The organism is Agrilactobacillus fermenti, from assembly GCF_021030645.1.
In the GTDB taxonomy this organism is placed as follows: Bacteria; Bacillota; Bacilli; order Lactobacillales; family Lactobacillaceae; genus Agrilactobacillus; species Agrilactobacillus fermenti.
Genome location: NZ_JACGCJ010000020.1, coordinates 43,555 through 54,580 on the forward strand (window position 1 = coordinate 43,555; position 11,026 = coordinate 54,580).

The 11,026-nt window shown below is 41.0% G+C and carries 10 protein-coding genes; 4 read left to right on the forward strand and 6 right to left on the reverse strand.

Features of this window, described 5'->3' with window-relative positions:
- Window positions 1–24: 24 nt before the first annotated feature.
- Both FHQ08_RS08390 and FHQ08_RS08395 read right to left on the reverse strand, forming a co-directional pair.
- A complete protein-coding gene (locus FHQ08_RS08390; RefSeq protein WP_230913960.1) occupies window positions 25–756 on the reverse strand; it encodes a DUF4811 domain-containing protein in 732 nt (243 codons plus the stop codon).
- Window positions 756–2,219 carry an MDR family MFS transporter gene (locus tag FHQ08_RS08395; protein WP_230913961.1) on the reverse strand — a complete coding sequence of 488 codons (1,464 nt, stop codon included), beginning with the start codon at window positions 2,217–2,219 and terminating at the stop codon, window positions 756–758. Before FHQ08_RS08395 ends, FHQ08_RS08390 begins: the two co-directional genes overlap by 1 nt.
- A 153-nt stretch (window positions 2,220–2,372) precedes the next feature.
- On the opposite strand from FHQ08_RS08395, the gene FHQ08_RS08400 reads away from it, so the two are divergent.
- Window positions 2,373–2,816, forward strand: coding sequence for a MerR family transcriptional regulator (locus tag FHQ08_RS08400; protein ID WP_230913962.1), 444 nt, complete (start codon window positions 2,373–2,375; stop codon window positions 2,814–2,816).
- 31 nt (window positions 2,817–2,847) lie between these two features.
- Window positions 2,848–3,405: a GNAT family N-acetyltransferase gene (locus tag FHQ08_RS08405; RefSeq protein ID WP_230913963.1), complete on the forward strand. Its 558-nt coding sequence runs from the start codon at window positions 2,848–2,850 to the stop codon at window positions 3,403–3,405.
- 37 nt (window positions 3,406–3,442) lie between these two features.
- Here the strand turns inward: FHQ08_RS08405 and FHQ08_RS08410 are convergent, their stop codons facing one another.
- The 3 genes from FHQ08_RS08410 to FHQ08_RS08420 form a co-directional block, all read right to left on the reverse strand.
- A complete protein-coding gene (locus FHQ08_RS08410) occupies window positions 3,443–3,937 on the reverse strand; it encodes a low molecular weight protein-tyrosine-phosphatase (RefSeq protein ID WP_230913964.1) in 495 nt (164 codons plus the stop codon).
- A gap of 111 nt (window positions 3,938–4,048) precedes the next feature.
- Window positions 4,049–4,876, reverse strand: coding sequence for a fructosamine kinase family protein (locus FHQ08_RS08415; protein WP_230913965.1), 828 nt, complete (start codon window positions 4,874–4,876; stop codon window positions 4,049–4,051).
- Window positions 4,877–4,917: 41 nt separating this feature from the next.
- A complete protein-coding gene (locus FHQ08_RS08420) occupies window positions 4,918–5,367 on the reverse strand; it encodes a hypothetical protein (protein WP_230913966.1) in 450 nt (149 codons plus the stop codon).
- A gap of 155 nt (window positions 5,368–5,522) precedes the next feature.
- On the opposite strand from FHQ08_RS08420, the gene FHQ08_RS08425 reads away from it, so the two are divergent.
- Window positions 5,523–6,521 carry a hypothetical protein gene (locus FHQ08_RS08425; protein ID WP_230913967.1) on the forward strand — a complete coding sequence of 333 codons (999 nt, stop codon included), beginning with the start codon at window positions 5,523–5,525 and terminating at the stop codon, window positions 6,519–6,521.
- Here the strand turns inward: FHQ08_RS08425 and FHQ08_RS08430 are convergent.
- On the reverse strand, window positions 6,518–9,964 hold the full coding sequence (locus tag FHQ08_RS08430; RefSeq protein WP_230913968.1) for a hypothetical protein: 3,447 nt from the start codon (window positions 9,962–9,964) through the stop codon (window positions 6,518–6,520). The genes FHQ08_RS08425 and FHQ08_RS08430 overlap by 4 nt on opposite strands.
- A gap of 244 nt (window positions 9,965–10,208) precedes the next feature.
- Between FHQ08_RS08430 and FHQ08_RS08435 the strand changes: the two genes are divergently transcribed.
- Window positions 10,209–10,907 carry a helix-turn-helix domain-containing protein gene (locus tag FHQ08_RS08435; RefSeq protein ID WP_230913969.1) on the forward strand — a complete coding sequence of 233 codons (699 nt, stop codon included), beginning with the start codon at window positions 10,209–10,211 and terminating at the stop codon, window positions 10,905–10,907.
- Window positions 10,908–11,026 lie beyond the last annotated feature (119 nt).

Below are 11,026 nucleotides of genomic sequence, written 5' to 3' on the forward strand. Positions count from 1 at the left end.
GTTTTTCTATATATATATTTTAACTTACTTTAGACTCATTTGTTCTAATTGTGTTTTAACTTGTTGTGCTGCTTGTGCTTTAGCCTGGGCTTCGATCTTTTGGACAAGCACCTTTTGCTCTTGTGCTGTCATGTTAGGATTTTGCTGCCGAGCTTGCTGCACTTGCTGTTGGATGACCTGCTTCATTTTTGCGGCCATCACTTTTTTCTGATTTTTTGCTTGTTTTTGCAATTTTGCGGTTTGGTTCGTGCTCAAAACAACCCAGGTTTGCGGCACTTTAAATGTATTGGTCCGTTTCTTGTAACGGTTATTACTGCTGGTTCCCGCAAAGAGCAACCGGTAGCCACTATTTTTATACGTATACCGATAAGTGGTTTGTGTTAACACGGGGTGCTGGATCTGGGCACTACGCACGAGTTTATTAGTTACCTTAACATCCGCTGATGTCGTGGTCACTTTCTTTTGCTGCGCATTTGTTTTATAGATAAAGATCTTTTCGTGACCATTCCCCAGAGGTTTATACAATATTGTATTGGTGCCATTGATATTGGCCGCGGCAGTCAAGGGCTTATCCACGACTTCGGTGGTTTCTTTCATGCCCCAATGGAATTGATCATTAGCGACAAACATAGTGATAGCCCCCAACATCAGAACTAATGATAAAGCCACTAAAACTGATTTTAAGATACCGGGTTTAAAACCAATCATGAAGATTGCGAATAAAATGACGCTTAGTATTAATAGGAAGATAATCATTATTTAGCCACCTCCTGATGATTGCGTTTCTCTTTCAAGAAGAAACTGATGGCCAAGCCGACCACACAGAATAAAGCAGCTACGGCAAAGGCAGCATGATAACCACTCAAAACAGAAGCCATAGCCTGGTCTTTGTAAAGTAATGGTGTGGTTTTCAGAACATGTTTTGTAGGCATTTGATTGTTGGTCACATTGGACAATACTGAAATCAAAATAGCGGTCCCCACCGAACTAGCGACCTGGCGCACCGTATTATTGACAGCAGTACCGTGACTGATCAAGTCATAAGATAAGGCATTCATACCAGCAGTTGTCACTGGCATCATAACCATTGAAATCCCAAACATCCGAACGGCATAAAGGATCGTTACTTCGATCATTGGGGTGTTTTCTGTTAAGAATACGAAAGGAATCGTCCCTAATGTCAAAAGTGTTAACCCGGTCATAGCTAAACGTTTAGCGCCTAAGCGGTCAAATAGTTGTCCCGTAATTGGACTCATGATACCGATCATCAACGCTCCAGGTAATAATGTCAATCCAGATTGTAACGCCGTATCACCACGAACCGTCTGCATGTATAGGGGCAATACCATTTCGGCACCGACCATGGCCATATTTACCACGGAACTCAAAATTGCGGAAATTGTAAATGTCCCATTCGTAAAGACCCGCAATTCCAAAAATGGATGTTCCAAACGGAGTTGGCGCCAGCCAAACAGCACAATAAAAATGACCCCGATGATCAAGGTGGAAATGACGATGGCACTGCCCCAACCTTTATCACCAACTTCTGAGAAGCCATATAGTAAGCTGCCAAAGCCGACTGTGGATAGTAAAGCCGATAAAACATCTAGTGTTGGTTTTGATGTTTCTAATACTTTTTTCATGAAGAAAAATGCGGCAAAGATAACTAATCCGGCAATCGGTAGAATCATGCCGAATAAAGTCCGCCAGCTATAATTATCAATGACCCACCCAGATAAAGTTGGGCCAATCGCTGGCGCCAAACCAATGGCTAAGCCGGCCATACCCATGGCTGCACCCCGCCGCTCTGGTGGAAAAATCGAAAGTGATACGGTCTGCATTAAAGGCATAGATAACCCAACACCCATCGCTTCGATCAAACGTCCTGTCAATAAAATGGCAAAACTAGGTGCAATATAACAGATGACCGTGCCAATGAAGAAAATTGTCATCGCTGAAATATAAAGATACTTTGAATTAAACCGATTGATCAAGAATGCACTGATTGGAATCATGATCCCATTGACCAGCAAAAATCCAGTTGTCAGCCACTGAACCGTAGATGTTGAAATATCAAAAGCCTTCATCAAAGTTGGATAGGCTGTTGCCAATAGTGTTTGCGTCAGCACCGTTGTAAACGTACCAACAATGACCGTCATTAATAGCAGCATGCGGTTATAAGGCTTGCCATTAACATCAGTTACTTGTGAATTTGCCATTTATATGCCCTCTTTACTTATTAAAAGTCTGCTGACTAATATAATACTTTCAGAAAACATTGTCAATCAAATTGACATATAAATAAACAAATTTGACATGGACGTTAAATAACTTATAATTACAGTAGTAAATTTCGGAAAGGTTCTGTGCGTATGTTAAATGGTAAACATCAATTTTCTTTCTTAAGCACTGACCGTTTGATTTTCGGTATTGGCGAAATTGCTAGAATGACCGACATTTCCACACGTCAACTCCGCTATTGGGAAAAGCGCGGTTATATTAAACCCTTAGCAAAAAAAGAAGGCGAAACACGAACTTACAATTTTAAAACTGTCATTGCCATTACCTCTATCAAACACTTTTTAGACGAAGGCTACACTTTACAAGCCGCAGCATCTAAAGTCACTGAATTCACGCATCAAGCAGATATTCTAAAAAAATTTATTTTAAATCGTTATCAAGGTCTGACTGAAATCGATGGCTTACCAGCGATTGATTTTGGTACGTTAGCTGAAAATCCAGAGCAACATGTGTTTGGCTTGATCACCCGTGATGGTGCTGAAATTGTGATCCGCCCTTCAGCCGTAGAAGCTTAAGCGTAAACTTAGATTAAATGAGGTATGTGCCATGCAAATTAAAATTCGACAACTAAAATCAAGTGAACTGCAAGACTTCTGGCAATTAGCTTTTAGTGATCCTAAAGCTGAATGGACGCAATGGAATGGCCCTTATTTTCACGACCACTTACCTAGCAAAAATGAGTTTCTGACTTATACAAGTCAGCGTTATTTACATGACCCTTTTTGTCAAGTGATCAGCGTTGACGACCAAATTGTCGGTGAAGTCTCGGCACATTATGTCGATGGCAGCTTACAACGCTGGCTGGAGGTAGGCATCGTTATTTATGCACCCAGTCAATGGCATCAAGGTATTGGCAAGCAAGCATTAAGACAGTGGCTTACCAAGGTTTTTGATCAAATCGCACTACCACATATTGGATTAACGACCTGGTCAGGCAATCTACGCATGATTCATCTGGCCGAAAGTTTAGGCTTAAAAAAAGAAGCGGAGATTCGTCAAGTCCGCTTCTGGCAAAACCGCTATTGGAATAGTGTGAAATATGGTATTCTTCGCAAAGAATGGCAACAAAAAAACCATCACGACGTTGACCACCCAACGAAGTGATAGTTTCAGCAACCCCAAATATACTGTAGCTCTACCCCTAAAACTCTAGTGCCAAATCGCCATGTGGCAGCCGTGTTTCGATCTTATCTAACCATTTAGGCAATAAACGCGCCAAATCAGTATAAGTCTGATCAAAATTATTAGTATACCAAGGATCAGCAATTTCAAATGACGCATCATCTGGCAAGACATCAGCTGCTAGGTGAATTTTTTTTGTATCCACCGTATTGGGCGCCAGACGTTTCAAAGTGCTGATGTTCTGATAATCCATACCAATGATCAAATCGGCTTCATCAAAATCACGTGACGTAATTTTACGTGCCTGATGTGCTTCACAGGGAATCTGATGTTGCTTTAATTCCTTACGTGCACCTAAATGAATTGGATTGCCCGCTTCATAACGTGAAGTTGCCACAGAATCCACACTGATCTGTTTTTCCAGATGACGTTGTCTGATCAATTGCTTGAACATCATTTCTGCCATAGGCGAACGACAGATATTACCTAAACAAACGAACAAAACCCGCTTCATAAATATCTTCCTTTTTTTTTTTGCTAATGTCAGCATAACATATACGTACGGCATGTAAACCAATAATACAATGATAATTAGTCTATCATATCTAATCACGATTTAATCTGCCTAATACTGTTGTAAAATTGCGCTAACACTAGGTTGATAATCAGCGCCAAACAAATAAGTATGCAACATCAAATAATACAACCGATAAAATTCAATGCGTGCTTGCCAACCGCTTGCTAAGGGATAAACTTGCTGATACCCTTCATAGAATCTCTCATTATACCCTCCAAAAACCGTTGTTAGTGCTAGATCAAATTCACGGTCCCCATACCAAACTGATGGATCAATCAAATACGGCGTTCCATCATCGGCAAATAGATAATTACCTGCCCACAAATCGCCATGCAACAAAGCTGGCTTAGACTGATGCTGTTGCATTAATTTTTGAAATTTAACCACGACGTGCTGAAATTCAACTTGCCATTCTGGTAGAAATAACCCTTTTTGCTGTAAATTTTGAGCCAACGGTTGTAAACGCGTCTGTAGGAAAAAGTCGCACCAATTATCAGACCAATCATTACGGACCTCAAAGTTTCCCGAGTAAAAACTTGTTTTGTAGCCAAAACGGGCATTAGGACTTATCGTTTGATGCAAATGGGCAACCATCTGGCCTAATTGAGCTTGGTCACCTTGCCCACTAGGAATATAGTCAATCAAAAGATAAGCATCGCTTTCAATCTGACCACTGGCAATCACGTGGGGCACATTGACCACCGCGCCCAATAAATTTAATCCATCGATCTCATGATTATAAAAGGATTGAGGTTGACCAGGCTGCACTAGCAAAAAGTAATCTGCGTCTCTAGTCTGCAAATGATACGCATCATTAATATCACCGCCGCCCACTGGTGTTACTTGTTGAATATCGTGAACGGGTAACTGTGCCAACCATGTTTGATCTAAAATAATACCTGACCTCCTTGACTTGATTATGCTGAAAGTGTTAGTGATTTTGTATGGAATGGCAATAATTTATTTTTACCAAAATCAAAATAATAAGCCATTGTTTGATTATAAAAGGCAAACTTATTGATGGCTACGCCTACTCTGGCTAATTCACGATGTAAGTGGTCAATGCTTAGCGCCATCAAATGCTTCTTTAGAATTGGTAAATGAATATCATTTGCCGTACTGATCCCCCGAATCTTGGGTTCTAATCTTAAATTTAAATGTCCTAGTACCTGTGCGAGTGTCGTTTGTTCCTGACCCGAAGTTGCATCAGCAGGTAATAGTCGTTGATAAGCCTGAAAAAGTCGTTTGATTTGGCGTTCAAATTCAACGGTCGTCAAATCATAAAATACGACTGAAACACTGATTTCATTATCTTCACCTAAATATAATAAATGATCATTTGAACTTAATTGATGGTCGTTTAACATAGCAGTCAACCTCCAAACAGGTGAAATTAGAATGGATTGATGATTATATACCATCAATTGAGATTTGTCAGCCTAAAAAAATATCTTTTTAGGATAATACCTAATGGTCATATGATCACAACTCCTATATTCTATTATAGTAGGAAGGTGAGCAGATGGTGCAAATTTATAACTCTGAAAGTGACCACGACTTTACACCCAAAGTTTTTAATATATATGAACAAACTTATTTCGAGTCTTGGCGGCCGCTATTACGTAAGGCTTTAGAAATTGAGATCCAACAAAATAATATGGTACTGCACCTTTTCTTTTTTCCAAAAGAAGATGCTGATCTGGTGCAAAATGTCAGTTTGCTAGAACATAAATTACAAAAAGTAACAGAAATGCTGGCAGAACAAGGTTTTTATTATGCCAATCAAAAGCCACTATTGAATGGTTTGCGAAGCCAATATCAACAACTTGCTAAAATCATCGGTCAATATCATATTGACCCTGACCAAGCACTCATGAAAGCCCTGCTAAGCAATGGTCAGCCGGCTGATTTAGAGCGTGAATTCTTACAGGCACTACAATCTGCTGACTTAAGCCTTGCTGATTTACCGGAAAAACAAAGCATTGGTCCTGATTATGAACCTGAAATTGAACCTGAGATCCAACCAAATTCCTTTTATGATCAATTATTTCAAATCTTACTGCATCCTTATTTGCGTGACCCAGCGCTGCATTGGTCAGCAGCGGCTAACCTGACTTCTGAAGGTCAACAAGTATTGACGCGCCTTAACCGCTATGCCACCCGGGACTGGGACCAATACTATGCACATTATTATGACGAGCAAGAATTAGTTAAGCAGCTACGTGGCCTAACCGATCAAGACTATTACGACCAAATGGAACATGTTGAACTCAAGTATGTGGACCAAGCCTATGCTGATGTTTTACAAGACTTATATCAAGCTACTTTAAGCAAGTTGCAGCAAGTAAGTATTGAACCCTTAAATACACCGCTGCCAACCCACTTTTTTGAAGCTGATGCCCACTTAATGGCCCAGATTCACCAGGCGTTCAAATTAGATACCGTGGGCAAAGAACATGTGTTAAGTGCTCCCATTCTTGAAATTAAACGCAAGTATGACTTCTACCGTCAAAATTTCTAAGGTCCCAACGTCACATGATAATTAATATACGCTTCATATTTCCCCGGAATGATCTGCTGCCAGACATTGTCGGGGATATTTAGTTTAGCATTATCTCGGTACGCCAGACTGATCTGATTTTGACTACTTTCTTCCAGACTGCGATCGAGAACATATAAAATACTTGGTGTGCTCCCATCTGCAAACAGTTTTTGCGCCGTGTGATTTACAATCAAATTTGGGTCTTGATTACCGTTATTTGTTGTTGTCGCCTGGCCAAGTTCAATATTAACAGCCGACTGGTCTGCCGCTAATTGTTTTTGGGTGTCCGGATTGGTAAACGGTGTCATGACCGCACTCAAAGTCCAACTATCGGTTATTGAGTTATCATAGAGTTCAATAGTTGGGGTGCCATTTTTATTTTCAAGCTGACGCGGCTGCGAGCCACTTTCTAACTGATTAGTGCCAAAGTCCAGCTCTGGGACACTTAATAGCTGTGGTCCACTGGCTTTAAGTAATGTCACTTGATTGGATTGTCCCAAATAACGAGAAGTGAACCCATCTAGCGTAAAAGCCATATCTAAAATATCAGACTGATCAGGCACTTGGCTAATATCAGTGACGTCATACGTATAGGTGTACGTAAATTCAGCATCTACTGGTAAGCTGCCGCCATTGGGCAAGGTCCATTGGTAAGCATTGAATCCTGGGTAACTTACGAACGAATTATAGGTTGTTGGATAAGTTTGACCATTGTAATTCACGGTCACGCCAGTCGCCGTATTAAGAGTGGCACCATTGATCGTTGGAACCTGCAAATAAATATCGCCATTCAATGCTTGATCACTCGTTTGCTTGCCCTTAACATTGACAATGACTTTGTCACCATTTTGACTGACATATTTTGTATCCGTCGTCGTCGTGTGGGTTCCAATCACAAAACCTTTCTCTAACCGCAGCGAACTTTGGGCATCATCGACGACCAAAATTCTAATTTCTTTCATCGCCTGGTCTGAACCAGAAGCCGTTGTCCAACGGTTGCCAGCTTTGTCCTGTGCGATAATGCCATTTGGCCGAGCCAGCGTCAACTGATAGGTATAAATACCACTTGTATTCTGTAAGTTCAATCCAATCGTTGCATTGACCACGTGCTGCTCGTTTTCCGTCGTCACTGCTAAAGTGCCGCCAGGTGTATTGGTCGTATCATTTTCGATTCTTAAATTCAACTGATTGTCCTGGGTCTGATTCAAGATATCACCCGTAGTTGTTGTGACACTTGGTGTATCGTTTGAAGTGATCGTTAAACTATCCGGCCCCGGAAAACCATCTACCCATGAGCCCGCCGCATTAATGACATGAGCTTGCCCATTGAGTAAATTCTGCCGGCTTACCACAATGGTATTTGGCACTGCCGAAGTCAATATTGGATCAAGTAATTGATTCACGTTTAATTGGCTACCCGCCACTGGTACATTATAAGGTCCATATGTGCCGTTCAACGCCCAGGTCACATTTCCACTTGGCAAAGCATCAACAGTACCACCGGCAGGGTTCGCAGAACTAGCATTTGTTGGGGTTGCCTGTAGTCTCAAATCAGGGTCATTGACAATTTCTTGCGGGTCCACTTGCCCCGTGGCAAAGTTAAAATAACTAAAGGCTTTAGTATAGCGTTGTGGCGTCACCACACCAGCCAAGCCGTTATCCGTCAGCCGATAAGGACTGTTGGAATCTGTACTAGTGGTATCCCCCGTGGTTGTATAAGGCGTATCGGAAGCTGGGTTAACAACGACACCATCAATCGCTGGATCAGGGTTAGCCACACGATTACGAATATTAAAGCCGGATACATAGTCTGTTGGTAAAGCGGATTGATCAGGCCCCACATTTTTTCGGTCGATAATATTATCAAATGGGGCAATAAAAACATTCCAAGATGAGAAGTTAGTGTATACTGGATATTTCGTCCCATGCTCAACCTGATCGCGCTTCACGACCGCGTAATCCATCGGCGTATTGCCCTTGAATGTGCCGGTGTTATGAATAATATTATTTTGCGTGATTGCTGACTCACCGACACTATAGGGGTCCGTTAATTGATCGGTACCGTATAAATCAATTCCAATGTCGCGTCGATTGCCACCCAAACCATTATCCTGGTTAAAAAGCCCGTCAGAATTAGGCGATGGGAATAAGCGCGCCTTGGTCAAGCCCTTATAAGCATCCGTTAAATTGCCATTATACTTTGATAAATCAAAATTGAAATTGATGTTAGCATTGCCTTGGAAACCTTGCTCAATAAAAAATTGAGTTAACCAAGTAAAAGTTTGCGATAAACCAGGGTCAAATTCGTAATTAAACAATTCACCACTGGCCAAATTAATCAGTGCACTAGCTGAACCAATATTACCAAGGTTATTAACCGCCGATCCTAAGGCCCAAGCCTTCTGAAACCCAAGTGCTGATGCTGTTTTTCCATTTTCTTCGAGATAACTTTGAGTTCCGGTGCCATTTTGGTTAACGGTTAAATTATTTTTATAATCCACCGCATCACTGGCATAATTTAATAGATTAAAGGTCGCTTTAGGATTCAACAATAAACTATCCGTATGAGTAATTTTGTAAGGAACACCCTTAACTTTCAAGTAAAAGGCAGTTTCATCATCTGGATCTAAATAAACGTGATGGTCAAACTGTAGTGGAAAATTATAAGTGCCGGTCCAGTCACCGCCCGTAACAGTCTGTAGCGATAAATTAAAATAGGCACGTTCCCAGTCAATGGCATTGGCTAAAGAAACTCGATCGATATCTTTGGGGACTTTAACTCGGATCATCACGCCCCAATTACCAGCCATTAAATGTAATGCTGCATTTTTCTGCTTTCTTATTTTCACAGATACGGGTACATTTCCAGAAACATTCAGGTAACCATTATCATAGCTTTTATCGTTGTCTAAAACAGGCATTGTCCCAGTACGATCCATTTTATTTACGAAGTTATTTCCATTAAAAGTCGGTGTAAAATTGTTCGCCTGGGTGGCATTATCAAAGCCTATGAAACCTGGTGCTTTTCCCGAGGGTGATTCCAGGTAATTCCAACTAAACCAAGGTGCTTTACCGAAACCACCGCCGCTAGTATATGGGCGAATCAGCATTGGTGACTCACCACCTGTAATCTCATCATTATTAGTAGTCACCAGATCTTTATTATTCGTCCCCTGCTTTTCAGCATCATAGACACCCGTAGCTGTCAGAATACCTTCATTACGTTGGTATTGCCGCCCAGTATCTGGATTGACACGCATATCATCGATTGGCGTGGTCGTTAAATTATTTTGAACATTGCGCGAAATCTGTGCAGAGGCCTGATTTGTCGTGAAACCAGCCAGTACCAGACCTAGGCAGAGGCTTATCAAAATAATCAATTGTTCACGATTCTTCAAGGTTTCTGCTCCTTTCTGTTTCATTGCCAGCGTTTATTTATTCCCTTGTTTTATTTTTACCCATTTTAATTATATCAATATATAAATATTTCAATACAAGGAGGCTGTTCAAAGCCTTGCTATCAAAACTTTGCGCGGATAACGAACGTTATGGCAATCAGCTTACTTTTGCCAAAGCAACAAAAAAGAGCCTGAAAACAGGCTATACTCCTACTTAAGTAGACAGGTAAATAATTAAAACCTGTTTGCTTAGGAAGGAGTATTTTTTATGGGCCGAAAAGGTTCCAGATATTCTATTGATGAGAAACTTCATTTCATTGGCCTACTTAAAAACGGCCGATCGGCCAATTCTATTGAACGGGAGTTTGGTATCAAAGCGACAACGATCAGTCATTGGAATTATTTATTTCATCATGGAGGTATAGTCGCACTAAAACCCAAACATACATGTAAAAGTTATACTATCGAATTAAAGGAACAAGTCGTTCAAGAGTATCTAGCAGGCGGTATTTCAATGCCTCAACTTTGTGATAAATTCGAGGTCTCAAATCCCGGAGTTATTTTTCAGTGGCTTTCTCGGTATACTAGTGGTAAATCACTAGTATCTGCTAGGAGGAATCTAGCCATGAAGAACGGACGCAAGACAACACAACTTGAACGCATTGAGATTGCCGAGTGGGTCATCGCAAATGACATGGACTATACAGGTGCCACAAAACAGTACGATATCTCCTATGGACAAGTCTATGCTTGGGTCAAGAAGTTTAAACAAGGAGGCCCAGAGGCCTTGGTCGACCGTCGTGGTAAAGCTAAGTCAGACGATGGCCATCTATCTGCCAATGAACGCCAATCATTAGAGATCAAACGTCTTAAAGCAAGATTGGAATATGTTTCAACGGAGAATGCCTTGTTAAAAAAATTCGCAGAGTTGGAAAGGAGCGAAAGATCCCACAGGAAGTATACTTAGCCATCAAAGAATTGACAAAGATCATTAATCCAGACACCCAGAATCTATATACTGTCAGTAATTTATGCCGCTTGGCTGAAATTTCTCGTGCGGCTTATTATAAATGGTGTCATCACGTT

Excerpts from the sequence above, each read along its gene's own strand:
- FHQ08_RS08390 (WP_230913960.1), bottom strand. The coding sequence starts at position 756 with ATGATTATCTTCCTATTAATACTAAGCGTCATTTTATTCGCAATCTTC.
- FHQ08_RS08395 (WP_230913961.1), bottom strand. The coding sequence starts at position 2,219 with ATGGCAAATTCACAAGTAACTGATGTTAATGGCAAGCCTTATAACCGC.
- FHQ08_RS08400 (WP_230913962.1), top strand. The coding sequence starts at position 2,373 with ATGTTAAATGGTAAACATCAATTTTCTTTCTTAAGCACTGACCGTTTG.
- FHQ08_RS08405 (WP_230913963.1), top strand. The coding sequence starts at position 2,848 with ATGCAAATTAAAATTCGACAACTAAAATCAAGTGAACTGCAAGACTTC.
- FHQ08_RS08410 (WP_230913964.1), bottom strand. The coding sequence starts at position 3,937 with ATGAAGCGGGTTTTGTTCGTTTGTTTAGGTAATATCTGTCGTTCGCCT.
- FHQ08_RS08420 (WP_230913966.1), bottom strand. The coding sequence starts at position 5,367 with ATGTTAAACGACCATCAATTAAGTTCAAATGATCATTTATTATATTTA.
- FHQ08_RS08425 (WP_230913967.1), top strand. The coding sequence starts at position 5,523 with ATGGTGCAAATTTATAACTCTGAAAGTGACCACGACTTTACACCCAAA.
- FHQ08_RS08430 (WP_230913968.1), bottom strand. The coding sequence starts at position 9,964 with ATGAAACAGAAAGGAGCAGAAACCTTGAAGAATCGTGAACAATTGATT.
- FHQ08_RS08435 (WP_230913969.1), top strand. The coding sequence starts at position 10,209 with ATGGGCCGAAAAGGTTCCAGATATTCTATTGATGAGAAACTTCATTTC.